Source organism: Achromobacter sp. JD417, assembly GCF_041879325.1.
In the GTDB taxonomy this organism is placed as follows: Bacteria; Pseudomonadota; Gammaproteobacteria; order Burkholderiales; family Burkholderiaceae_B; genus Achromobacter; species Achromobacter mucicolens.
Genome location: NZ_CP087159.1, coordinates 886,816 through 909,299, shown reverse-complemented (window position 1 = coordinate 909,299; position 22,484 = coordinate 886,816). Strand labels below are relative to the sequence as shown.

General features: G+C 62.1%; 23 protein-coding genes. 12 read left to right on the top strand and 11 right to left on the bottom strand.

Annotated elements, in window-relative coordinates:
* The first annotated feature begins 48 nt into the window (after positions 1-48).
* The 4 genes from LN047_RS04160 (at position 49) to LN047_RS04145 (ending at position 5,563) form a co-directional block, all read left to right on the top strand.
* Positions 49-399, top strand: coding sequence for a hypothetical protein (locus tag LN047_RS04160; protein ID WP_152383441.1), 351 nt, complete (start codon positions 49-51; stop codon positions 397-399).
* Positions 400-461: 62 nt separating this feature from the next.
* The gene (locus tag LN047_RS04155) at positions 462-2,090 is read left to right on the top strand and encodes a type IV secretion system DNA-binding domain-containing protein (RefSeq protein WP_152383440.1); all 1,629 of its coding nucleotides are present in this window, start codon (positions 462-464) and stop codon (positions 2,088-2,090) included.
* A 54-nt stretch (positions 2,091-2,144) separates the two neighbouring features.
* Entirely contained in the window at positions 2,145-4,988 is a 2,844-nt protein-coding gene (gene mobF / locus LN047_RS04150; protein WP_152383439.1) for a MobF family relaxase, read from the top strand.
* Between the two features lie 8 nt (positions 4,989-4,996).
* Positions 4,997-5,563, top strand: a complete 567-nt coding sequence (locus LN047_RS04145) for a hypothetical protein (RefSeq protein WP_152383438.1) — start codon at positions 4,997-4,999, stop codon at positions 5,561-5,563.
* 321 nt (positions 5,564-5,884) lie between these two features.
* Here LN047_RS04145 and LN047_RS04140 read toward each other — a convergent pair whose 3' ends face one another.
* The 5 genes from LN047_RS04140 to LN047_RS04120 form a co-directional block, all read right to left on the bottom strand.
* On the bottom strand, positions 5,885-6,304 hold the full coding sequence (locus tag LN047_RS04140; protein WP_227741372.1) for a GNAT family N-acetyltransferase: 420 nt from the start codon (positions 6,302-6,304) through the stop codon (positions 5,885-5,887).
* A 259-nt stretch (positions 6,305-6,563) separates the two neighbouring features.
* Complete coding sequence (locus LN047_RS04135) at positions 6,564-6,914, bottom strand: rhodanese-like domain-containing protein (RefSeq protein WP_152383437.1); 351 nt, start codon at positions 6,912-6,914, stop codon at positions 6,564-6,566.
* Positions 6,915-6,957: 43 nt separating this feature from the next.
* A complete protein-coding gene (locus tag LN047_RS04130; protein ID WP_043210744.1) occupies positions 6,958-7,422 on the bottom strand; it encodes a chromate resistance protein ChrB domain-containing protein in 465 nt (154 codons plus the stop codon).
* A gap of 22 nt (positions 7,423-7,444) precedes the next feature.
* On the bottom strand, positions 7,445-8,644 hold the full coding sequence (locus tag LN047_RS04125) for a chromate transporter (protein ID WP_152383436.1): 1,200 nt from the start codon (positions 8,642-8,644) through the stop codon (positions 7,445-7,447).
* Positions 8,645-8,670: 26 nt separating this feature from the next.
* Positions 8,671-9,636 (bottom strand): chromate resistance protein ChrB domain-containing protein, encoded by a 966-nt coding sequence (locus LN047_RS04120; protein ID WP_152383435.1) that lies wholly within the window; start codon positions 9,634-9,636, stop codon positions 8,671-8,673.
* A gap of 130 nt (positions 9,637-9,766) precedes the next feature.
* Between LN047_RS04120 and LN047_RS04115 the strand changes: the two genes are divergently transcribed.
* A complete protein-coding gene (locus LN047_RS04115) occupies positions 9,767-10,045 on the top strand; it encodes a metal-sensing transcriptional repressor (RefSeq protein WP_152383434.1) in 279 nt (92 codons plus the stop codon).
* Between the two features lie 11 nt (positions 10,046-10,056).
* A complete protein-coding gene (locus tag LN047_RS04110) occupies positions 10,057-11,205 on the top strand; it encodes a nickel/cobalt efflux transporter (protein WP_152383433.1) in 1,149 nt (382 codons plus the stop codon).
* 163 nt (positions 11,206-11,368) lie between these two features.
* Here LN047_RS04110 and LN047_RS04105 read toward each other — a convergent pair whose 3' ends face one another.
* On the bottom strand, positions 11,369-12,151 hold the full coding sequence (locus LN047_RS04105) for a DeoR/GlpR family DNA-binding transcription regulator (RefSeq protein ID WP_026382209.1): 783 nt from the start codon (positions 12,149-12,151) through the stop codon (positions 11,369-11,371).
* A gap of 140 nt (positions 12,152-12,291) precedes the next feature.
* Between LN047_RS04105 and LN047_RS04100 the strand changes: the two genes are divergently transcribed.
* From LN047_RS04100 to LN047_RS04075, 6 genes are read left to right on the top strand one after another with little or no spacing between them, the layout of a single operon-like run.
* Positions 12,292-12,990, top strand: coding sequence for an HAD family hydrolase (locus LN047_RS04100; protein ID WP_051428994.1), 699 nt, complete (start codon positions 12,292-12,294; stop codon positions 12,988-12,990).
* Positions 12,983-14,119 (top strand): ABC transporter ATP-binding protein, encoded by a 1,137-nt coding sequence (locus LN047_RS04095; RefSeq protein WP_026382208.1) that lies wholly within the window; start codon positions 12,983-12,985, stop codon positions 14,117-14,119. Before LN047_RS04100 ends, LN047_RS04095 begins: the two co-directional genes overlap by 8 nt.
* A gap of 8 nt (positions 14,120-14,127) precedes the next feature.
* A complete protein-coding gene (locus tag LN047_RS04090) occupies positions 14,128-14,997 on the top strand; it encodes a carbohydrate ABC transporter permease (RefSeq protein WP_026382207.1) in 870 nt (289 codons plus the stop codon).
* Positions 14,997-15,839 (top strand): carbohydrate ABC transporter permease, encoded by an 843-nt coding sequence (locus tag LN047_RS04085; protein WP_026382206.1) that lies wholly within the window; start codon positions 14,997-14,999, stop codon positions 15,837-15,839. The genes LN047_RS04090 and LN047_RS04085 overlap by 1 nt, the downstream gene beginning before the upstream one ends.
* 10 nt (positions 15,840-15,849) lie before the next feature.
* Positions 15,850-17,109: an ABC transporter substrate-binding protein gene (locus LN047_RS04080; protein WP_026382205.1), complete on the top strand. Its 1,260-nt coding sequence runs from the start codon at positions 15,850-15,852 to the stop codon at positions 17,107-17,109.
* 8 nt (positions 17,110-17,117) lie between these two features.
* On the top strand, positions 17,118-17,930 hold the full coding sequence (locus LN047_RS04075) for a phosphodiesterase (RefSeq protein ID WP_035199189.1): 813 nt from the start codon (positions 17,118-17,120) through the stop codon (positions 17,928-17,930).
* Between the two features lie 1,191 nt (positions 17,931-19,121).
* Here LN047_RS04075 and LN047_RS04070 read toward each other — a convergent pair.
* The 5 genes from LN047_RS04070 to LN047_RS04050 form a co-directional block, all read right to left on the bottom strand.
* Positions 19,122-19,412, bottom strand: a complete 291-nt coding sequence (locus LN047_RS04070) for a HigA family addiction module antitoxin (RefSeq protein WP_152385420.1) — start codon at positions 19,410-19,412, stop codon at positions 19,122-19,124.
* A gap of 2 nt (positions 19,413-19,414) precedes the next feature.
* The gene (locus LN047_RS04065) at positions 19,415-19,765 is read right to left on the bottom strand and encodes an XRE family transcriptional regulator (RefSeq protein ID WP_152383427.1); all 351 of its coding nucleotides are present in this window, start codon (positions 19,763-19,765) and stop codon (positions 19,415-19,417) included.
* Positions 19,758-20,123 (bottom strand): type II toxin-antitoxin system RelE/ParE family toxin, encoded by a 366-nt coding sequence (locus tag LN047_RS04060; protein WP_152383426.1) that lies wholly within the window; start codon positions 20,121-20,123, stop codon positions 19,758-19,760. Before LN047_RS04060 ends, LN047_RS04065 begins: the two co-directional genes overlap by 8 nt.
* Positions 20,124-20,285: 162 nt before the next feature.
* Positions 20,286-22,271, bottom strand: a complete 1,986-nt coding sequence (locus tag LN047_RS04055; protein WP_152383425.1) for a ParB N-terminal domain-containing protein — start codon at positions 22,269-22,271, stop codon at positions 20,286-20,288.
* Positions 22,272-22,296: 25 nt separating this feature from the next.
* On the bottom strand, positions 22,297-22,446 hold the full coding sequence (locus LN047_RS04050) for a hypothetical protein (protein WP_175157253.1): 150 nt from the start codon (positions 22,444-22,446) through the stop codon (positions 22,297-22,299).
* Between the last annotated feature and the right edge of the window lie 38 nt (positions 22,447-22,484).

The following is a 22,484-nucleotide window of genomic DNA, read 5'->3' as shown; positions in this document are numbered from 1 at the left end:
ATTCAGCCCGAAAGCGCAGCCGCCTCGTCCCCCATCCCCCGAAGCAGGATGGAGCTTCTGTATCGCGACATGCTGCAGGAAAGCGCTCAACTGGTAGGGCAGATGGAGCAGCTGACAGCACGGCAGGAGGGGATCGCCCAGGCAATGCAAGCGCTGCCCTCCACTGTGCGCCAAGCAGGCATGGAGGCTGCGGTCAATGCGGGCGGCCAGGCCGCCCGCTCGCTTCTTGAGGCAAGCCGCACCCTCGCTAAGTCGACGTCCGAAGCCCGAATCGCGACTCGCGTCGCAACCCGGGCTCTGCCGACGGCCGCGTGGCGAGCTGGTCTCCTGTGCGCGGTCTGCGCGCTCATCGGCAGCGGCATCGGCGGCGCCCTTGTGGCGCTCGCGCTTTATCGGTAGCCCCTGCGGGCGCTATTTCAATGGCGCCCTAGGCGCCTTATTCCTATTCCGAAAGGACTTTCATGGCACCCGACATACGCCGGCGAATTATCAAGTTCGCCCTTCTAGTTCTTCCTCTTTGCGCTTGGCTTTTTACAGCCAAGGTGCTATCCGGCCTCCCCTTCTCCCACATCACCTGGACGGTGCTATCACACTGGGTAGTCTCCACGCCAGACTACCCCTCCCTAATCGCCGCGCCCATCATCGCCCTCATCCTGGCACTCGCACTTTCGCTCACGCTCAAGAAGTACTCAACCAAAGACGGCTTCGACGGCGCCGGGTACAAGAAGCACATTCGCGGTACCGAGGCGGTCCCTGTCAAGAAGCTGAAGAAGCTTTGCGCCGAAAACGGCCGCCAGCAGATCGATGTGGCCGGCGTCCCGATGCCCACGGGCATCGAGAATCTTCACATCCTGCTGAACGGAGCAACGGGCAGCGGCAAGTCGGTGCTATTGCGCAACCTGGTCTATTCCGCCCTGCGGCGTGGCGACCGAATTGTCGTGGTCGATCCGAACGGCGATCTCTACAGCAAATTCGGGCGGGAGAGCGACGTCCTGCTCAATCCCTATGATCAGCGGACCGAGGGTTGGTCATTCTTCAATGAGGTGCGTGCGGAGTACGACTGGAAGCGATTAGCGCTGTCTATTGTTCCGCTGGGCAAAGACGCTAACGCGGAAGAGTGGAACGGCTATGCTCGACTCCTGCTTCGTGAGGCTGCCCGCAAGCTGAACGAACTAGGAAACCCGTCCATCGAAGAGCTCTTTCGTTGGACCACGATCGCCTCCGACAAAGACCTTCGGGCCTTCCTTTCCGGCACGCTTGCCGAGTCCCTGTTTGCCGGCTCATCTGAGGCCAACAAAGCCCTGACGAGCGCACGCTTCGTGCTTTCCAAGTATCTGGCAGAACACGTCACGATGCCTGCTGGACAGTTCAGCATTCGTGACTGGATGGAGCACGGCACCGGCAGTCTCTACATCACGTGGCGCGAGGACATGAAGGAGGCGATGAAGCCTCTCATCTCCGCATTCGTTGACGTTTTCTGCTCGGCACTGCTTTCGCTGCCAGAAGATCAGGCGCGCCGGTGGTGGCTGGTCATCGATGAACTGGGGTCGATGGAGAAGATGGCCAGCTTGGAGGACTTCTTGACGAAGGGGCGCAAGAACGGTGGCCGCGCGCTTGCTGGCCTTCAATCGGTATCCCAAATGGACGACATTTTCGGAGAGAAGATGTCCCAGACGCTACGCGCAAGTTTCCGCTCGCTGGTCGTGCTCGGCGGCTCCAAGACGGACTTTGAAACAGCAGAAGTCATGTCCAAGTCGCTCGGTGAGCATGAGGTCGCGCGGCCGGAATACACCGATAGCCGAAACCCTGGAAAGACGCCGAACACGAGCGAACGCATGGTCCGCTCGACAGAACGCGTCGTTACCGCCGCGCAGGTACAAACGCTGCCTGAACTCACCGGCTGGGTTGCCTTCGCGGGCAACCGGCCGATCTCGAAGTTCGAGCTCCAGCCGGCAACCTTCGCTATTCGCAATGCGCCCTTTGTCGAAGCGAGGCGCAGCGGCGCTCAAAGTATGACCAATTCGTCTGCCAGCGGCCCTCAACCCTGGTCGCAAGTCGACCTACCCGAGGATCCGACTCTCGCGGCGTAAGCGCATCACACCAGGTCGCCGGCAGCGCCGGCGGCCGCTCGCATGGAACATCCGATGATTTCGCTCAAGACCATCCACCGGAGCGCCGCCAACAAGGCGTCGCACTACTACGCAGACCAGAAGGATGACTACTACAGCCGCGACGGTACTGCGGCGCAGTGGCAGGGAAAAGCTGCAGAGGCCCTTGGCCTCACTGGCAGCATCCAACAGGACGAGTTCCTGCGGGCGCTCCGCGGTGACTTCGGATCTGAAGTTGCACTGTCTCAATCGGTTCGGCTTGATGCCAAAGCCAGGGCCGCGCTTGACATGACGTTCTCCCCTCCAAAGAGCGTCAGTATCCAAGCGCTGGTCGGCAAGGACCCTTCTGTTGTAGCCGCACATGACGCGGCGGTCACCAAGGCGCTGGCATTCATTGAGCAGGAGCTGGTGCGGGCACGCCAAACGGAAAAGGGCGTCACCACCATGGAGCGCAGTGGGAACGCCGCGATCGCCAAGTTTCGCCACGAGACTGCCCGCCCGACGGACGGTGCGTACTCGGACCCCCAACTTCACACTCACGCGCTAGTTCTGAATATTACCCAGCGCGCGGACGGGTCCTGGACCGCGATCTCGAACGATGAGATCTACCGGCTCGTTTCGCTGGTGCAGTCAGTCTATTCGGCAGAGCTCGTCGCCGAGCTGGAACGCGCCGGGCACGCCATTCGATATGAGGGCAAGAGCTTTGAACTTGCGCACGTCTCTCGAGAACAGATCGAAGCCTATTCGAAGCGTTCTCAAGACATCAATGCCGAACTGGCTTCGGTGGGTGCAACTCGTCTTACCGCAAGTCCCAAACTCAAACAGACGATCGCGCTCAAGACGCGCAACAACAAAGCGCCGGAGCTCACTCGCGAGGAGTTGCAGCGCGACTGGGAGCGGCAGGCCAGGGATCTCGGCGTGTCATTCGAGCCGTCGAACACACCGACCGGCAAGGCGGCCGAGCGCACGCCGCAGGCTCAATCCTTGACGGCCGACGAATGCTTGAAGTGGGCAATCAAACACCACACGGAGCGCGAGTCAGTCATGGATGGCAAGGCATTGCTGAAGACAGCGCTGCGCCGATCCCACGGCACGGGCGTCAACCTGGCAGACCTCAAAGGTGCCGTCAAACGATCGTTAGATAGGGGTCACCTAATCCTTGGCACGCTGCAGTATCGCCACGCCAAGGACCGTGATGCGCCCGCAATGTATCGTTCCGAGATGGTTGACGCGTTGGTTCAAGGCGGCACTACCAAGAGGCAGGCGGAAGAACAGGTCCGCAAGTCTATTGCCCGAGGCGAATATGTCCCCACGGGCGCCCGCTACACCACGCAATCCGCGCGTGAGCGTGAAAAGCGCATTTTGCAGATTGAGCGCGAAGGCCGTGACGCCGTCGCCCCGATCCTGCAGGTGGACGCGGCGCAGGCTGCGTTGGCTGACAAAAAGCTCAAGCCTGGGCAGCTCGCGGCGGCCGGCCTGATACTAAGCACGCCGCATCGCTTTGTCGGCGTGCAGGGATTGGCCGGCACCGGCAAGTCGCACATGCTGGCGCAGGTCAAGGAGGCGGCAGAAGCGGCCGGCTATCGCGTCCAGGCGGTGGCGTCTTACGGCAAGCAGATCGAGGCGCTGCGAGAGCTGAACATGGAGGCACGTACAGTGGCCTCCGTGCTTGAAGCGCGCCAGAAGGACCGCTTCAAGTTGGACGCGAAGACGGTCCTCGTCATCGACGAAGCCGGCGTGGTTCCCGCCCGAATCATGGAGCGCCTCATGAAGATGGCCGAGGCCGACGGTGCTCGTGTGGTCATGCTCGGCGACACCGGCCAGACCAAAGCGATTGAAGCGGGCCGACCGTTTCACCAGCTGCAGGCGGCCGGCATGGAGACTTCGCTCATGGGGGACATCATCCGCCAGAAATCGCCAGAACTGAAGGCGGCGGTGGAACTCGCCGCGGCTGGCAAGGCGTCCGCATCCCTCGCCGTGTTGGACGGAAAGCTCAAAGCGGTCCATTCCATCGATGACGACGGCACCCGCTATGACGCCATCGCCTCCAAGTACGCCACGCTCGACGGGGATGAAAGGCGTGAAACGCTGATCGTCACAGGCACGAACGATTCGCGCAATGCACTGAACGAGGCAACGCACCAGGCGCTGGGCCTGTCTGGCCGTGGATTCGACTTCAATCTGCTCACCCGTCGCGACACGACCCAGGCGGAGCGACGGGTGGCGAAGTACTACGTCGCCGGCGACATCCTCCAACCGGAACGCGACTACAAGACGGGCAACCTACGCCAGACCGAGATGTACCGCGTCATCGGCGTAGCGCCAGGAAAGCCAAATGATCTGGTTGTCGAACATGTCATCACAGGAGAGCGCACGCAGTTCAATCCTGCACGCGCCGCCAAGCTTTCCGTATACGAGCCAGTCCAGGCGGAATTGTCTGCAGGCGACTGGGTGCGAGTGACACGGAACAACGCCAAGCTTGACCTTGTCAACGGTGGCCGATTCGAGGTGCTGGCGGTAACCCCCACCACCGTCACCATTGGCGGCAACGGCCGGAGGCTCACGCTGGATGCTGCCACCGGCCCCCTACACCTGGATCGCGCATATGCCACGACCAGCCATAGCGCCCAGGGCCTCACATGCGACCGCGCACTCATCAACGCGGAGAGCTTTAGCCGGACCACGCAGCGTGACGTCTATTACGTGGCTATTTCACGCGCACGTCACCATACGGAGATCTACACGAACGACGCCAGCGAGTTGGCCGGCGTCGTAGATCGGCTCGAGGAAAAGACTGCGGCCTTGGACATCGGATTGGAAGCTACCCGCCCTTGGCGTCCATACAAAGCGCCTGCCACGATGGAACACCACACCAAATAGGATTAACAATGCAATCTATTCAAACACCGTTCTTCACGCTAACCGTCAAGGGAAGCTTTGTCCACATTAAAAGTACCGGGCTGGCGGGGGCCCAGGGCGTGATCCATTTAGTCGAGAGGGACGCCTTAGAAACCTTCGACCAGCTGCTGCACGTCCGCGAGTCCTCCTACACGAACTGGGCCGAGGATCCGTACCCAGTGGAATGCGGCGCGGTGCTGCTGCGCGTCGATGACATTACTCATGCAGAGTACGGCCGCTTGCAGGTCGAGCTAGAACGGCATCCGAGCAGCGGATCGTTGGCTCTGGGTGAACCTGAGCAGGAGCAGATCCAGTTGCAAGCACTTCTGCAATTGCGGCACCAGGTCATGCACTTGTTCGAGATAACCCGACCGGACGAAGCAGCGCGGGCGTGCACTGCCGAGCGAGCACAAATACTGCTCCGCCAAGCCAAAGGCCTCACCTTTTTACCGCCGGAAGGCTATTGCTATCGCTGCGAGGAGGACGTCACTCTGGAAATTACAGACGCCACCGGCATGACCGGCTGCCCGAAGTGTCACGTTTCCTGGTGCGACTAGCATCCAGCTAAGAGCGCCGCCTATATTCTTGCGGACAAGCGATCACGTTGCGTAGTGAAAGCGAGAAATATAATCGGCCGCAGGTTTCTCGCCGTCTGATCGCCCGAACGACCGCTCACGAAGTGCGATAAACACTCAAAAGTGTTATTGCGTAAACCCGCAGCCGGCCACTCTTGGCCCGGAGTGGTCGTCGAAGACAGGCAATTTTCGACCTGAAGCCGCAAAAGGCGCACGATCACTCCCGCCCCACCGTCGCCAAGTGGGGAAGGTTCTCTCCCCATCCGGCGTGCGTTCAGCGCGTCCATTGCGCGCACTAAAAGTCTAGGCGGATTCGCCCAATGGCTTGCTCATAATGATGCTGCGATAATTAGTGTGTGCCCATTGCGCAAATTCAATCGGCCGGTAGCCGCGTGAGATGTACCAATCTTGCAAATGCGTTGCGGGTTCGGCGGTATCTAAAGCGATTTCACTGGCACCACAGTTTGCCGCCCGAGCTTCGGCGTATTTCATCAGTCTGGTCCCGAGCCCCGACCCTTGTAGAGCGGGGTCCACCCCCAGCTGATGAAGACTAGCGACATCGGGCCGATCGAGCCATGGTGTCCCTCTGGTCCGTGGCGGAGGAACGTAGAGTACGGTCCCCACCAAGTTGCCGCCCGCAACCGCCACATAACACTCCCCAGCATCCAAGCGCTGCCGCGTGACATCGTCGGACTGATCTACAGCTTTGAACTGCCATCCCATTTCACCGAGTTGGGCATATGCTCGGTGCAGTAACGAAGTGAGAGTCGAAATATCGTCGTCGGGTGTAAATAGCCGGACGTCAACAGAGGTAATATCGATTTCCACGTCTTACCTTGCAAACTTGGTTAGAAGTCTCGAATATATATCAGGTAGGCGACCGCTTCTGGCGGCTAGCCGTCCTTGTCGACCGGCCGATGGCGGCCAATAGCTGTCATTACGTTCCCCGGAGTCTCCTAGACAATGCCGAGTGAGAAGATGATCATGTTTTGCTAGCGGGTTGCTCGTGAGATTTAACTAATTCCACACTCTGACCAGCAGAACGCCAGGCCTCTATGCCTCCGAGCAAGTACCTAGCGTCGATGCCCATTGCACGGAGGGTGGCAGCCAGCCCCTGGCTTAGCTCATGACCGTGGGCGCAATAGATGATGACGGGCTGCGTGGCTGATACGGAGTCTTTCCATTCCAGCCACAAAGCGGGATCGAGCCATTGTCCATTGGCAATCGCCACGCCATCCTCCTTGCGCCTGAGCTTGCGACGCACATCTATCAACGTATGGGGAAATTCGGCATTGCGCCAGAGCGCAAGTTCGGGAACAGATATGCTTTGCATGAGCGCCTCCCAAAGGTGTTGATGCTCAGCCTGGGATCGCGCCTTATGCCGTCGGCATCGCCGGCGGCCATTGATGCGTTTCTCCTTGGCACCACTGACACCATGCGTACAGGGCGTCGTACATGACCATGCCATGGCCGAGCATGACGTGGTCGTCGGTGTAAAGGTGCGACAAGCCCAGCGACAGCGCGTACAGTCCGCCTGACTGGGGGGTCAGGTCTAGGCGCGAAGTGTCGGCGCCGCGCACAATTCCGGCCAGTTGCTGCAACGCCGGGTTATCTGCCAACTGGTACTTATCGAGAAAAGCGTCGAAGCTGCATCGTTCTCCGACATGCGATAGTTCCACGCCTGGGATGTCGTAGGGAATCGCGGCGGCTTCCCTGGCAATGCGTAGAACGTCGCCTGCCGGCACGTAGAGAAATTCTGGCGTTTCGTCGATAAAACGGGCGATTAGCCACGGGCAGGCGATGCGGTCGATCTTAGGCCGTTCACGAGTGATCCATTGCATGATGGGCTCCTGAAAAAAGGACTTAGTGCACCAGTGGATAAACCGCCAAGCCAATCAACGCCGCGCCAGCAACGATCATCGGCTCGGACAGTTTCTTGAATCGCAACAGCAACAGCACTGCCGCTATTGCCAACATCAATGTCGGCACATCGACGAGCGTGCGTCGGGCGATAACGATGACCGCGCCCGCGATGGCGCCGATCGCCGCGGCCGTCACGCCATCAACGAACGCGAGAATACCGGGCAGCTTTCCGTACTTCTTGAAGTACGGCGCTGGAATGATGGTGAACAGATAACAAGGCAAAAAAGTGGCCAAGGCCGCCACACAGGCCCCAGGGAACCCGGCGACCAAATATCCGATGAAGCCCACGGTGATGACCACGGGGCCGGGCGTGATCATGGCTACCGCTACAGCATCGACGAACTGCTTGTCGCTGAGCCACTGGAAGTCGGTGACCACGCCGCCATATAAGAATGGCACGATGGCCAGCCCTGAGCCGAAGACGAAAGCCCCTGCCTTGGCGAAGAACACGCCGATCTGCCAGAGCAGTGGCCAGTCCAGCGTGCTCAGCGTAGCCCCGGCTGGCACCGAAACCGCTGCGGCGACCGACAGATGTCCGGACTTTAGCCACTTGGGTGGCGCGCGCCAAAACCAGACAAGCAAGCCGGCCGCGAGAAACAGCCAGGCGATTTCAGATTCGGTGATGACAGTGACGATGGCCAGCGCCAGATAGATGGCCCACAACAGTTTGTCCTTGCCCACGCTCTTGGTAGTGAGCTTGTAGCCGCTGATAGCAATGATGCCGATCACGGCGGCACTCACGCCGTAGAACACCGCTTGCATCCAGGTCAGGCCGCCGAAACGCACGTATGCCCATCCCAGAGCCACGACCATGAAGAACGACGGCAGCACGAAAGCGATTCCCACGAGCGTGGCGCCGAGGATACGGTAATGCACGTAACCGAGGTAGATCGCGAGCTGCGCGGCCAGAGGGCCAGGCGCGAGTTGGGCGAGCGCCAAGCCTTCCTTATAGTCGCCGTCGGTAATCCAGCTTCGCCTGTCCACCAGATCGCGATGCATATAGCCGGCCAGGGCAACCGGGCCACCGAAGCCCAGCATCCCCAGCCGGGTGAAATACCAGACGAGTTGCCAAAGGGTATAGGCGGGTCGCGAGACGAGTGGCTCCGCGCTATCGCTGGCGGATTCTTGAGTGGAGCTCATGGTTGCTCACTTGAACGGAAAAGAGATTAGGCCTTACGCCCACTGGAGAAGTGGGCGTACAGGGAGTCCAGCACAGCGCCGACTTCGGCCAGCAATGCGTCGTCATCGGGCAGGCGTTTGCGCGCGCCGGCCAGCATGGCCTCGAACCCGGCAGCCTCCGGCGCCGCGGCGCCGCCTACGTCCAGCACATGCACCATTGCGCCGAGGCGCACGAGGCCACGGTTTTCGTCCAGGCCGAAGCTGGCGAGCAGGACCTCGAACGACACCCTGTCGGCCACGTGCGTGAAGGTGGCGCCGTCGAAATCGAAGCCCAGAGCATCGGCGGGGCACTCCGCCGGGGTCTCCAGCCATAGAAAGCGCGCGGACGGGTCAATGAAGCGCTGGATCAGCCATGCGCAGGCGACCCGGTCTACCCAGATATGGCGCCGGGTCGCCCAGAGGCGTCCCCGGTAATGCATGGGATCTCGGCGCGCGATGCCTCCCTGGGCCGCATGGGGTTCGCCGGGCGACAGGAGGGATTCGATGGCATTGGCGAAATCGCGCTGCTGCGCCTGTGCGCGCAGCGAGGTTTCAGCCGGGAAGAAGTCGGTCCGGCGCAGCGCCTGGTAGCTCCGTTCGTATCGGCGCAACAGGCGGTTGAGTTCCGCCGCGTTCAAAGCGGCCAGCGTCTGGCGCGCCTGGGCCAGTTCCGCCAACCAGGCGTCGTACTCGGCCGAGCGGTCGAACAGGGCCTGGAACGAGGCGGACTCCTCGTTGTCCTGGGGCCGGACCCGCAGCAGCCAGGCCTGGCCGCCTTCCTCGTTTGTTTCGGCGGCCAGATCGGCCAGCTGGGATGCCTGCTCGGCGTGCGCAGGCAGCAGATAGGCGCCGTCGCGCAAGGCGGCGCAGCCTAGGGCCTTGAGCCTGCGCCAGATGCGCATGCGCGTCGTGGCGCCGCCGGTGGGCAGGCTGACGATCAGCAGAAGCCAGGAGGATGCGTGCGGGGTGTCCATGAGGAGCAGAATAAGAAGACGTTGCGATCTCTGCAATCATGTAGAGATCGCTACAACAGAATTTTTGGTTGCCCCGAATGACAGCGTGGCTTCTTGCCTCGTATCCCCCCGGGGGGGATATGATCGTCACATGAACCAACCCGACCCTCACCATCATCACGACGCCGTGGCCAAACGTCTCAAGCGGGCGGAAGGGCATTTGCGCAGCATTCTATCGATGATGGAAGAACACCGTCCCTGCCTTGAGCTGGCCCAGCAGTTGCATGCCGTCGAGCGTGCCATCTCCCAGGCCAAGAAGATCCTCATTCAAGACCATATCGATCACTGCCTGCAGGATGCGGTAGGCGAACTGGACGAGGACAGGCAACGCGCCATCGACGAGTTCAAAGAAATCACCAAGTACCTCTAAGAACACTATCCATGTTGTCGTTTTCCGATCTGATCGCCCAGGGTGCGTCGCACGCCTGGCTGTTTATTCCAAGCGCCATTCTGCTGGGCGCGCTGCACGGGCTAGAGCCCGGCCATTCCAAGACGATGATGGCGGCGTTCATCGTCGCGATCCGAGGATCGGTGTGGCAAGCGGTGCTGCTGGGCATCACCGCGACCATTTCGCACACCCTGATCGTGTGGGGGATCGGCCTGGGCGGCATGTATCTGTGGCGCGGGGTCGCGGCGGAGGAACTGGAGCCATATTTCCAGCTGGCGTCTGGGGTCATCATCGTGCTGATCGCGGCATGGATGTTCTGGCGCACCTGGCGCGAGCAGCATGGCGCGGGACATGGGCATCATCACCACGACCACGGCCATGGGCATGAGGGCCATTTCCATGGCGCGGAGCGGCACGAAATCGATACCGGGCACGGCCTGGTCGCGCTGGAGATCTTCGAGGACGGCATTCCGCCACGCTGGAGGCTGAGCAGCGTGCGGGGCGGGAACTGGCGGGCGCAGGACTTTTCTGTGACGACCGAAAGGGTCGACGGGACGCGCCATGAATTCCATTTCGCTCAAAAGGACGGCTACCTGGAGTCCCTCGAGGAAATTCCCGAACCACACGAGTTCATGGCGCGCCTGGCCCTGAGCCACGGCCGGCACGTTCACAGCTATGACGTCGCTTTCATGGAACCGGATGAGCGCCAGCATGACCACCTACATGAAGAACTGCGAGGGCTGGATGTGGCTGGCGAGGGATACCAGGATGCGCACCAGTTGGCGCATGCCAACGACATCCGCCGGCGGTTCACGAACCGGAACGTGACCAACTGGCAGATCGCCTTGTTCGGCCTGACCGGCGGGCTGATTCCGTGCCCGGCGGCGATTACCGTTCTCTTGTTGTGTCTTCAGTTGAAGGAGTTCACGCTAGGCGCCGTGCTGGTGCTGTGCTTCTCGATCGGGCTGGCCATCACTCTGGTGACGGTTGGAGCCGTCGCGGCACTCAGCGTGCGTCAGGTCAATAAGCGCGCGCCATGGTTCAGCGCGGTGGCCCAGCGGGCACCTTATCTCTCCAGCCTACTGATCATCGCCGTAGGCATTTACGTGGGGATGAACGGATGGCTTGGTATCCGCGGCTAGGGTTAGAGCTGGGCATCTAAGCGCAATGATTGCTTTGGCTCGGAAGTCGCCCGCCGCACGTCGGAGGGCGGCGACCGGCCAGAAGCGGTCGTATAACTTGCCCTTTTGAATGTCCGCTTTAACTCGCCATTGAGAGCTCGACCGGGTCCGCGCCCCTACCCGCCTAGGCGCTGATCACCACTTCCACGCCCTGGGCGCGGATCGCGGCCACGACCTCCAGGTCGGCCGCCGGATCGGTAATCAGGCGCTGCCCCTGCTGCCAGGCGGCCACGCGGAAACTGGCATGCGCGTTGAGCTTGGTGTGGTCGGCCATCACGGTGGTACGGCTCGCCGCCGCGATGAAGGCGCGGTTCATGGCGCCGTCCTCGCTGTCGCGCATGAATATGCCGGCGGCGGACACCGCGTGCACCCCGAGAAACGCCTCCCGGATCTGGATGCCCGACAGCGTGTCGTTGTCGGCGCGCTCGATAGTGGCCTGTTTGCGAGTGTCGAGCCGGCCAGCCAGCACATACACATACGCCATTCGGCTCTGCCCGGCCGCCGCGGCCACGGAAAGCCCGTTGGTGATGACGTGTAGATCCTGGTGGCCGCGCAGAGCCTGAGCCAGCGCGTGCGCAGTGGTGCCGGCGTTGATCAGGATGCTGTCGCCATCGGAGATGTACTGCGCCGCGCACTCCGCGATCGCGGCCTTCTCGGCCGACTGCTGATTGTGCCGCTCGGCATAGCTGTACATCTCATAGCGCGCATTGCCCTCGGCCAGCACCTCGTGCAAGGCCACCGCGCCGCCATGGGTCCGTGCCAGCATGCCTTTGTCGCCCAGTTCGAGCAGATCGCGCCGGATGGTGATGGGCGAGGTCGAAAAGGCCTGCGCCAGATCGCGCACGGTCACGGCGTTGGTTTCTTGCATACGCGCGAGGATGCGCTGCTGACGTTCGGCTTTGAGCATATTTGATCGTTATCGGGCCGGGGCCGCCACCCTATCACACAGAGATTTCTGGAGCCTTAAAAAATGAAATGATCGATATTGATCTTTTATAAACGAATTTGTTCATATCTGCGTCACATTCGATCAATAAAGTAGCGGACATGACAACTTTCACCCCCTATCCAGCGATCGTTTTTGATCTCGACGGCACGCTGCTCGATACTTGGCCCAGCCTGCTGGCGGCCGTGCGCGCCGTGGCCCCGGCCTCGGCCCCCAGTCTCGATCCGACCGCGCTGCGTCTGGCGTTGAGCCAGGGCGTCGGCCCAATGTTCAAACGCGCCGCCGCGCAACTGGCCGGCCCTGAAGACGGGGCGCGTCCCGCGCTGTTCGCGGCAATGTCGCGCCACTATCTCGATCACACGCTGGTGACGGCCACGCCCTACGCCGGCACCGGCGCACTGCTGGCCGGCCTGCGGGCGGCCGGCCATACGCTGGCCGTGTGCACCAACCGCGACCGCGCCTCCACCCTGACCCTGCTGGCGCACCACGAATGGCGCGCGCACTTCAGCCACGTCCATTGTCTCGACGACGGTCTGCCGCCCAAGCCCGATGGCGCGCCGCTGCTGGCCACACTCGAACGTGTCGGCCATCCCTCCGGACGGGCCCTGTTCGTGGGGGACTCGCAGGTCGACGCGCGCTGCGCACAGGCCGCCCGCGTGGATTTCGCCGCCCATCGCGGTGGCTACCATGCCCGGCCCGGTGACCTTGCCCCCGCCGTATTCACCTATGACCATGCCGGCGACCTGAAGCACTGGATCGCGTCGCACCCCACCCGCGTCCTGGAGACAGAAGATGACTGACCTCGTCCTTGACCAGATCAGCAAGTCCTATGGCAGCACGACAGTGCTCGACCGTCTCTCGCTCACCATCCACGATGGCGAGTTCCTGACCCTGCTGGGCGCCTCGGGCTGTGGCAAGTCCACGCTGCTCAAGCTGCTGGCCGGACTGGAGATGCCCGACAGCGGCACCCTGCGCAAGGGCGACACCGACATCCTGGCGCAGTCGCCCAGCGAACGCGACTGCGCCATGGTGTTCCAGTCGTACGCGCTCTATCCACACATGAGCGTGGGCGACAACATCTGCACCCCGCTCTATATGCGCTCACTCAACTTCGCCCAGCGCCTGCCCGGTGCGCGCTGGCTCATCCCCGGTACGCGCCGCCGTGTGCGCGACGCGCAGGACCAGGGCCGCCAGGTGGCCGGTATCCTGGGCATCGACCATCTATGGACACGTAAGCCAGCCCAGCTCTCTGGCGGCCAGCGCCAGCGCGTGGCGTTGGCACGCGCGATGGTGCGCCGACCCTCGCTATTCCTGTTCGACGAACCACTCTCCAATCTCGATGCGAACCTGCGCCAGTCGCTACGCAGCGAAATCCGCCAGTTGCACGACCAGCTCGGCGTGACCTTCGTCTATGTCACGCACGATCAGCACGAGGCCATGTCCATGTCGGATCGCGTGGCGGTGATGAAGGGTGGCCACATTCTGCAGTTGGGCACGCCGCAGGAGATCTACCACGCGCCTCAACACGCAGACGTCGCCGCATTCGTGGGCGCGCCGCGCATCAACTTCCTGACCGTGGGCCACGACGGCGCCGGCCGCGCTGCGCTGCAGGAACAGGCCATCGAGCCACACTTCCCCACGCGCAGCACCCGAATGGCATTCCGTCCACACGCCGCCACGCTCGCGCCCATGCGCGATGCCCTGGTGGTAAGCGGCACGGTGCAGTTGGTGGAATTCACCGGGGCCGACTGCATGGTTACGCTGCAGACTGCAGGGGCGGAGAAGGTCGTCGTGGTGCTGCCCGCCAGCAACCGCATCCACACCGGCGAGGTGCTGCGCGTGTACGTGCCACTGACGGCCTGGCATGCGTTCGATGCCGACGGCCACAGTCTCGCTGACGGCCAGCGCGCGCTGTCGCTGGCCGCCTAGGAGCCGGGATGCGCATCAAGCCTTTGCAACTAACGCTGCTACTCGGGCCAAGCCTGGTGTTGACCCTGCTGCTGCTGGTGCTGCCGCTGGTGGTGGTAGCGCTCATGTCGCTCACCGACTGGCAGTTCGGCGCGGCCAGCTGGAACTGGATCGGCCTGGGCAATTACGCCGATCTGTGGAACGACACCACGTTCCGCAAGAGCTTCGCCAACACCGTGTACTACCTCATGGTGGTGTCGCTTGGCTCGATCGCAATCGGCCTGGCCGTGGCGCTCCTAATCGAGTCGCATGATTCCTGGCGCGGCTTCTACCGCACCGCGTTCTTCATGCCGGTGGCCTCGACACTGATCGCGATGGCGGTGGTGTGGCAGTTCCTGATGCACCCCTCGGTGGGCTTTCTCAACCACGTGCTGGGCTGGTTCGGCGCCGAGCCGCGCAACTGGCTCAAAGACTACGACCTGGCCCTGCCGGCGCTGGCGGCCATCGGCATCTGGCAGATGTCGGGCCTGGCGCTGGTGATGTTCCTGGCCGGTCTGAAAAGCATCCCGGCCGAACTGCGCCACGCCAGCCTGCTCGACGGCATGCGCCATCCGCTCGACCGCCTGCTGCGGCTCACTCTGCCGATGCTCGGCCCAACCATGCTGTTCGTTGTCACGGTGTGCGGTATCCGTTCGCTGCAGGTGTTCGATACGGTACACGCGCTGACCCAGGGCGGCCCCAACAAATCCACGGAGGTGCTGCTGCACACCATCTACGCCGAGGGCTTCGGTTTCTTCCGCATGGGCTATGCGGCGGCCATGGTGGTGGTGTTCGTCGGCTGCATCTTCGTGCTCACGCTGGTGCAGCAGGCCAGCATGGAAAAACGGACACTCCACTGATGAAAAATCCCATGCAACCCGGGCTGCCCTGGCGCGTGCTGCGTCACACACTGCTACTGGCCGGCGCCGCGGTCTATCTGCTGCCCTTCGTCTGGATGCTGTCGACATCGCTGAAACCGGCCGACGAGATCTTCCGCGACGGCTTCCACCTGTTGCCGCGGCAGTGGGCCGCGGTCGACAACTACACCCGCGCGCTGACCCAGGTGCCACTGCTGCGCTATCTGTGGAACGGCATCGTGGTGTGCGGCGGGATCCTGATCCTGCAGATCATCGTGTCGCTGCCGGCCGCCTATTGCTTTGCCAAGCTCAAATTCCGTGGAAAGCGCCTGGCCTGGGGTCTGGTGCTGCTATCGCTGATGATTCCATTCCAGGCCACCGCGATCCCGCTCTACATCCTGCTTTATCACGCCGGCCTGCTCGACACCACCGCAGCGTTAATTCTGCCGTTCATCGCCTCAGCCTTCGGCATCTTCCTGATGCGCCAGTTCTTTATAGGCGTACCCGACGACCTGATCCATGCTGCGCGGCTGGACGGCATGGGCGAGTTCGAATTGGTGTGGCGCGTGATGATGCCTGCGGCTATGCCCGCGCTCATCGCCTTCTCGATTTTCTCCGTGGTGTGGCATTGGAACGACTACTTCTGGCCGCTGCTGGTAATCAACACCACCGATCTGGCCACCCCGCCGCTGGGCACCATGTTCTTCAAGAACGAGGAAGCCGGCACGGATTTCGGCCCCCTAATGGCAGGCACGGTGATCATCACCCTGCCCTTGCTCTTGTTCTTTCTGTCGGCGCAGAAGCGCTTCATCGAGGGCGTTACCCTCACCGGTGTCAAAGGTTAAAGGAACCTCCATGCAATTCAAACTGCTGTTCGGCCTGCTGGCCGGCGTCGCCCTGATCGGCAATGCCGCCCAGGCCGCCAAGATAGAACTGATCGTCGACTACCCCTATCCCGACATGTTCAACACGGTGCACGAGGAAATCGCCAAGCGCTTCACGGAGAAGTTTCCCGACTACACCGTGAAGTTCCGCGCGCCCACGCCCGAATACGAGGCCGCCGCGCAACAGGCGCTGCGGCATGCCGTCACGCGCCAACTGGCCGACGTGTCGTACCAGGGCCTGAACCGCCAACGCGTGTTCGTCGACCGCAACATCGCGGTCGATCTCACGCCCTTCATCCAGGCCGAGAAGGATTGGGATAAGAGCGGGTATAGCCCTGCGCTGATGTCGCTCGGCCAAGTCAATGGCAAGCAGGTGGGTATCGGCTTCTCGCTCTCGACCCCGATCGTCTACTACAACATGGACCTGCTGGAGCGCGCCGGCGTGAAGGCCGACGCGCTGCCCAAAACCTGGGACGACATCCTCGCCGCCGCCGACAAGTCGCGCGCCGCCAACGCCGGCACCAATGGCCTGCACTACGACTGGGAAATCACCGGCAACTGGCTCTGGCAGGCCATGGTGTTCTCGAAGGGCGGCAGCATGCTCGACGCGAGCGAAGCCAAGGTGGCCTTCGATGACCAGACCGGCCGCGAGTCGATCGAGCAGATGGGCCGCATGGTCGAGCACGGCACCATGCAGAACTTAAAATACAAGGACGCCGCCCAGCTGTTTGTGACCGGCAAGCTCGCTGTGCTGTCATCGTCCACGTCACGCTTGTCGACCATCGAGAAGCAGATCGGCGGCAAGTTCAAGATGGTGACGGGGTTCTTCCCGACCTATGGGGATAACGCTCGCGTGCCGGCCGGTGGCAACGTGGCCATGATGTTTGCTAAAGACCCGGCGCACCAGAAGGCTGCCTGGGAATACATCAAGTTCGCCACCGGCCCCGAAGGGGCCACCATCATGACCAAGGGCACCGGCTATTTCCCCGCCAACACCCTGCCGATTGACGACCCCGCCAAGCTCAAGGGCTATTACGACGCCAATCCGAACCAATACACTGCCGTTCGCCAGCTGCCGTGGCTGACCGGCTGGTATGCGTTCCCGGGCGAAAACGGCCTGAAGATCACTGACGTGATCAATGATCATCTGCAGACCGTGTTCGACAAGTCCACCAAGCCCGACGCCGCGCTGGACGCCATGACGCGCGATGTGCAGAAGCTGCTGAACTGAGCGCCGCGATGAAATTCATCCATCTCACCGACACCCACCTGATCGCCGACGCTGGCGATCTGTATGGCACCAATCCCAAGCAGCGGCTGCAGCAGGCGGTAGCTCACATTCTGGCTCACCAGCCCGACGCCCAGGCCGTGACCATCACCGGCGACCTGACCCATTACGGCCACACCGGCGCGTATGAACACTTGCGCGAATGCCTGGCGCCGCTCACCATGCCGGTGTTCCCGATCCTGGGCAACCATGATCATCGCCAAATCTTCCAGAAGTACTTCCCGCACGTCGGGCGCGACCCCGAGGGTTTTGTGCAGTATGCGGTGGACTTCGGCGATCACCTGGCGGTGTTCCTCGACACCAACGAGCCGGGCGTGCACTGGGGCGTTTTCTGCGAGCGTCGCGCAGCCTGGTTGCGCGAGCAACTGGAGGGGACGGCCAAGCCGGTGCTGCTGTTCATGCACCATCCATTCTTCCCGATCGGCATCCGCAGCATGGACTTCCTCTCGCTGCGTGACACCGGGCCGTTCATGGCCGCCATCGCCGGCTTCGAAGCACGTATCCAGCAGGTGTTTTTCGGCCACATCCACCGCCCGATCTGCGGTGTCTTTCGAGGCATCGGCTACTCGACGCTGCGTGGCACTAACCATCAGGTCGCGCTCGATCTGCACGGCGACGAGAGCCAGATCATCGGTGTACATGAGCAGCCGCAATACGGCGTGGTGCTTCTGGCGTCCGATCAAGTGCTGATCCACACCGAAGACTATCTCGACTGCGAAATGCGCTACAGGCTGCACGAGATGCGCGACGGGGAGCAGAGCTGACTGCAGCCCCGACCGCGGCGGCCGGCCCCGAGCGAGCCGCCGCTTCAGCGCTGCAGAGGCCGGCCTTTCCGCAGGTCAATACCCAGGAGCGCCGTCCGCTTTTTGGGTGGAGCCTGGTCCCACAGGGACCACATACCCGAACATCGGAGACACAATGCGAACGTTACCCCGTTTGACCGTGCGCCTCGGTTCCCCGCCGAGCACCTCCTCCGACATGAGGGCGCACCTGCTCAGTGTCGCACCGTCCTCACCCTGACGCGGCCTGAGGAAGCGAGCCGGACGTCGCCTTCCGACCGTCGCGGTGCCGCTTCGCCTCGTTTTCAGTCTGCACTTGTTCTCCAAGATCATTCACCTTTCGAGGGGATGCGCAATGACATGTCCAAGCAGCCACTCCGCTGGGACTGACCACTAACCCCTTGAAAGCTGCCGTTAGACGGCGCCGACCCAAAGGGCTGCAACGGGTCGTCATCGGCCAGTCGACAAGGGCCGCTCGCGGTTCCCGGTCGGAAACTGCCCTTAGGACAGATCCGACACCACAGGCATGACCGCCTGCCCGAAATGTCACGTTTCCTCGCGCGACTAGGTTCGGACAATCGGCCGACTGGCAGCGGCCCTGAACCACGGTCAAGCGCAAGAAATGACACAGCACAAGTCGATTTCATGTTGCGATTGTCGCCTGGGGCGTACTTTGTCTCACTGTTGTCCCACTGTGGTCTCATGTGTGTCTCATAGATGTCTCACACATGTCCCATAGTTGTCTCACACGTGTCTGACACCTGTCTCATAGTTGTCTCATCACCCAGCGCCCGACGACGAGAATGTCAAGAATCGGCGGAATGTATACGGCTGCATTCCGGGCAAACCCGCTGCCCGCGTGGCCTCTGGCGCTTTAGCGCGGTTTGTTGTAGGACAAAAGAAAACAATTCTGCGCGAGGAAAGCCCCAAAAAATCAAAGAGATAACCGCACCCGGAGGGTGCGTAGTGTGTGGTGGCTTTAAGGGACCCGCCGCCGCCCTGGCGGCGGGGGCCTTAAGGGCACCTGTGGGCGTCCGGGGGACGCTCACGAAGTCCGAAGGACGGCCCCGCCGGCGCAGCCGGTGGGACTGGACGCCCCAATCCAAGACGCCGTTCATCCAAAGCAAAAGGGCCGCCCCTAGGGCGGCCCTCTTGCTTTGGCGGGTGTCGCGGTGGTTAGTGAACGTCAGCCACGGAGGCCAAAGGCCGGACTGGCGGCTGCTCATGCTGAAGTGCTTGCCAAAGGTCATAGTTGGCCTGCATCGCAATCCACGCCTGGGCAGTACTTGCCCCGGCCCGTTCCAGCCGGACCGCGAGGTCGGGACTGATCCCAGCCTTGCAGTTGAGCACCCGAGACAGCGCGACCCTGGACATGGCCAGCCGGTCAGCCGCTTCGGTGACGGACAGCCCCAGGGGGGCAATGACATCCTCCCGGAGAATCTCGCCGGGATGCGGCGGGCAGTGCATTGTCACGACCTAGCTTCCCCTAGGTCTGCTCCCGCCACCTTGCCCGACAGGTCGGAAAAGTTGCTGATCCGCACTGCACCGTCCGGGAACCGGGCAACCACATCCAGTTGGCCACCCATGGCCTCGATGTGGCTGCGCAGCGTCGAAATGTACATGTCCGTCCGCTTTTCCATCTTGGCGATGGACGGCTGTTGCACGTGCAAGATCTCGGCCAGGACCTTTTGCGACAGACCACGGGCCTGACGCAATTCCTGTAGCGGCATGTCCCGAAGCATCTCTTCCGTAGCGGCTTTGGCGCGAAGCTGAGATTCCGGCGACATGGCCGCCCGGAGTGCTGCAAATTTCTTAGCCATTGATCTGCCCTTCCTTTCGCAATTGTTCCAAATGATCGTCGTAAAGCTTGTCCGCTCGCGGCACGAACTCTTCATACCAGCGGTCATTCCCCGTTTTGTCGCCGCCGATCAGCAAAATGGCGGTCCTCCTGGGGTCAAAGGCGTACAGGGTACGCAAGGGATGCCCACCCGCCTGAGTTCTAAGCTCGCGCATGTGTTCGTGCCTGGAGCCGTTAATTCCACTCGAATGTGGAAAGCCCAACGACGTGCCCCGTTCCTCCAGCAGGCCGACCGTGGCGGCCACCGATTCCTGTTCGCTGACCGACAAGCTGTTCCACCAGTCTTCGAACTCATCCGTGAACTCAACTTCCCAAACCATCGATTCCCCGCCTAAGCTGTTTTAAAGATTATAGCCTGCACGGAATATTCCATCAAGGGAATATTCCGAAGGTTTCCCGGTGCGGGCGACCGAGGGACCGCAATGTCCGTCGGCTCGCCTCCTCAGCCAGGGACCGCGCAGCGACCCCGGCGCACATGCTCTTTAGTCCTCCATTTCTCCCATCGGGTGTTCCACGGCCATTGCGGCCTGAAGGGGTTGGACGCGCATCAGTTCAGGCACCCAGCCCTTCCCTTCCAGCAATTGCTCCGCTGCTGCGGCGGCCTGCGCCTTCTTCATCGCAAGCAGCGGCTTCGCCTGCTCGGCATCGACTGCATCTGTGACCACTGCCGCGATTCGGTCCTTGGACACATGGGCAAGGTAGGACTGCGCGGTCGGCTTCCACCACTTGCTCATGTCGAGATCAACAAGGCCCGATAAACGGTCTAGGTGCTTGGTTTCCGCGCCGTGCGCATTGCTGCGGCGGCGGTAGATCGTCAGACTCGTCAGCACGGCCAGCATGTCGAGAACATCGGCCTGGGACTGGTTCAGGAGCCAGGGCAGGACGGCGCTTTCATCTTCCGGCACGTCCTTCGTGACCGACCCAATCATTTCCTGCACGGCGGTCCAGGCCGCGCAGTCCTTGATATCGGGGTCCGTGTTCGCCAATTCATGTTGGGCCGACCGTGCCGAGAAATCGAACGTATCGCCGCTGGCGCTGCGCCGGTTCCAGTCCATATCGCCCAGCATCTGCTCCACCAGCAGGCACAGAGCCAATTGCGGGCGCATCATGACTTCGTATTGCAAGGCAATCACTCTTTGGGCTTGCAGACGATTTGTCAGGGCTTCGGAATGCACCGGGCGCGTCTTTACCGGGGGCAAGTCCACGCCCGTCACCGTCTGGCCCTCTGCGTCGTTGCTGCGCGTGGCCTGCGCCACGGCGTCGCGCTCGTCCTGGCGAATCAAACCGCGCGTGACGGTCAAGTCGCCATGGTAGTCCAGGTGCACAATCGCTCCGCACAGGGCTTTCAGGTCGGCCGGGTAGTCGTAAAGCTCGGCCCGGATTTCACGAAGCTGCCCTTCATAGCCGCGAATCAGGCCGCGAACCTTGTCCAGGTCGGCCGCGTCCTGGCCTTCGGCCTCTTGCAATTCAGCCAGCTTTGTCCGCGCCGCTTCCGTCTTCTTTTGCAGTCCGTCGATCTGCTTGGCCTGGGCCTTGCTGGGCTCCTGAAGGACGCGCTGAATCTCGCCGAAAGACTTTTTGTCGGCGTACTCGAAAGACACGCGGCATTCCACCCACAACCAGCCTTCTGCCTGCACCGCCTTGAACAGCTTGGATCGCTGCATCTTGGCATCGGCCATGCTGCGCACCTTCTCCGGGTCGGTCAGATAGGCGTCGTTTTCGAAAAGGTCGCGGCGAACCTCGCCGCCCGCCTTCTCGTATGCGGCGACGGTCACGTACCGCGCCACGGGCGAATCGCCGCGCATTTCGGTTTCGGCCAGCAACTGGCGAATGTGGTCATCGCGGTTCCAGTATTGGCCCGCCGATGCCTTCCATGCCGCCTCCTGGCGAGCATGGTCAGAGACGGATGCCAGCGCCTGCATTTCGTCCATCTTGATTTTGCCGTCGCGGAACAACTGCATGAGCGTGGGCGACACGCTGCCCAGCGCCAGCAGCTTCTTGACCGCCGATTCGGACGCGCCATGCGCGGCGGCGATGGCCGCAACCGTCCAGTTTTCGGCACGCAAGCGCGCATATCCCGCGTACACATCTGCCGGGTGCATCGCCTTGCGCCCGATGTTTTCGATCAGGCTGGCGTGGTGCGCGTGAGCGGCCGGAATGACAAGGCAAGGGACCGGGCAGTCGGCGGGAAAAACGCCGTCCGCGATCAGCAGGCCCAGGGCCGTCCAGCGCCGTCCGCCCGCGCACACTTCATAGGAACCGTCCGGCGCTGCGACCACAACGAGGTTTTGCAGCAATCCGCCCATCGCCAGGATGGTGGCTTTCAGTTCCAGAATCTCGGCGTCCTGCTTCCGGTCTTCCAGGCCACGGGCCTGATACGCCTCACTCAGGCGCAGTTGCGAATGCGGGATTTCTGTGCGCGTTGCGGCGGCGTGGACGGCGGCGAGTTCGTTGGAATCGAGTTTCATCAAAATGCTCCGGGTCGATATCAAATCAGTGCAGTTGCGCGGGGAATTCGGGCGCGTCGAGCGCGGCGATGAGGGCGGTAAGCTGGCGCATGGTCATCGCGGGAATGCGAAAGCCCAGGCCCAGCAAGTGGGCGCGGCGCATGTCGTTCGCCAATCTGATAAAGTCGTGGTTCATCACGAATCTCCTAGTCCGAGGTTGCGGGTGATGGCCCT

Excerpts from the sequence above, each read along its gene's own strand:
- LN047_RS04075 (WP_035199189.1), top strand. The coding sequence starts at position 17,118 with ATGAAATTCATCCATCTCACCGACACCCACCTGATCGCCGACGCTGGC.
- LN047_RS04155 (WP_152383440.1), top strand. The coding sequence starts at position 462 with ATGGCACCCGACATACGCCGGCGAATTATCAAGTTCGCCCTTCTAGTT.
- LN047_RS04085 (WP_026382206.1), top strand. The coding sequence starts at position 14,997 with ATGAAAAATCCCATGCAACCCGGGCTGCCCTGGCGCGTGCTGCGTCAC.
- LN047_RS04110 (WP_152383433.1), top strand. The coding sequence starts at position 10,057 with ATGTTGTCGTTTTCCGATCTGATCGCCCAGGGTGCGTCGCACGCCTGG.
- LN047_RS04080 (WP_026382205.1), top strand. The coding sequence starts at position 15,850 with ATGCAATTCAAACTGCTGTTCGGCCTGCTGGCCGGCGTCGCCCTGATC.
- LN047_RS04160 (WP_152383441.1), top strand. The coding sequence starts at position 49 with ATGGAGCTTCTGTATCGCGACATGCTGCAGGAAAGCGCTCAACTGGTA.
- LN047_RS04105 (WP_026382209.1), bottom strand. The coding sequence starts at position 12,151 with ATGCTCAAAGCCGAACGTCAGCAGCGCATCCTCGCGCGTATGCAAGAA.
- LN047_RS04070 (WP_152385420.1), bottom strand. The coding sequence starts at position 19,412 with ATGCACTGCCCGCCGCATCCCGGCGAGATTCTCCGGGAGGATGTCATT.
- LN047_RS04055 (WP_152383425.1), bottom strand. The coding sequence starts at position 22,271 with ATGAAACTCGATTCCAACGAACTCGCCGCCGTCCACGCCGCCGCAACG.
- LN047_RS04100 (WP_051428994.1), top strand. The coding sequence starts at position 12,292 with ATGACAACTTTCACCCCCTATCCAGCGATCGTTTTTGATCTCGACGGC.
- LN047_RS04130 (WP_043210744.1), bottom strand. The coding sequence starts at position 7,422 with ATGCAATGGATCACTCGTGAACGGCCTAAGATCGACCGCATCGCCTGC.
- LN047_RS04060 (WP_152383426.1), bottom strand. The coding sequence starts at position 20,123 with ATGGTTTGGGAAGTTGAGTTCACGGATGAGTTCGAAGACTGGTGGAAC.
- LN047_RS04115 (WP_152383434.1), top strand. The coding sequence starts at position 9,767 with ATGAACCAACCCGACCCTCACCATCATCACGACGCCGTGGCCAAACGT.
- LN047_RS04125 (WP_152383436.1), bottom strand. The coding sequence starts at position 8,644 with ATGAGCTCCACTCAAGAATCCGCCAGCGATAGCGCGGAGCCACTCGTC.
- LN047_RS04065 (WP_152383427.1), bottom strand. The coding sequence starts at position 19,765 with ATGGCTAAGAAATTTGCAGCACTCCGGGCGGCCATGTCGCCGGAATCT.
- LN047_RS04120 (WP_152383435.1), bottom strand. The coding sequence starts at position 9,636 with ATGGACACCCCGCACGCATCCTCCTGGCTTCTGCTGATCGTCAGCCTG.
- LN047_RS04145 (WP_152383438.1), top strand. The coding sequence starts at position 4,997 with ATGCAATCTATTCAAACACCGTTCTTCACGCTAACCGTCAAGGGAAGC.
- LN047_RS04135 (WP_152383437.1), bottom strand. The coding sequence starts at position 6,914 with ATGCAAAGCATATCTGTTCCCGAACTTGCGCTCTGGCGCAATGCCGAA.
- LN047_RS04050 (WP_175157253.1), bottom strand. The coding sequence starts at position 22,446 with ATGAACCACGACTTTATCAGATTGGCGAACGACATGCGCCGCGCCCAC.
- LN047_RS04140 (WP_227741372.1), bottom strand. The coding sequence starts at position 6,304 with ATGGGATGGCAGTTCAAAGCTGTAGATCAGTCCGACGATGTCACGCGG.
- mobF (WP_152383439.1), top strand. The coding sequence starts at position 2,145 with ATGATTTCGCTCAAGACCATCCACCGGAGCGCCGCCAACAAGGCGTCG.
- LN047_RS04095 (WP_026382208.1), top strand. The coding sequence starts at position 12,983 with ATGACTGACCTCGTCCTTGACCAGATCAGCAAGTCCTATGGCAGCACG.
- LN047_RS04090 (WP_026382207.1), top strand. The coding sequence starts at position 14,128 with ATGCGCATCAAGCCTTTGCAACTAACGCTGCTACTCGGGCCAAGCCTG.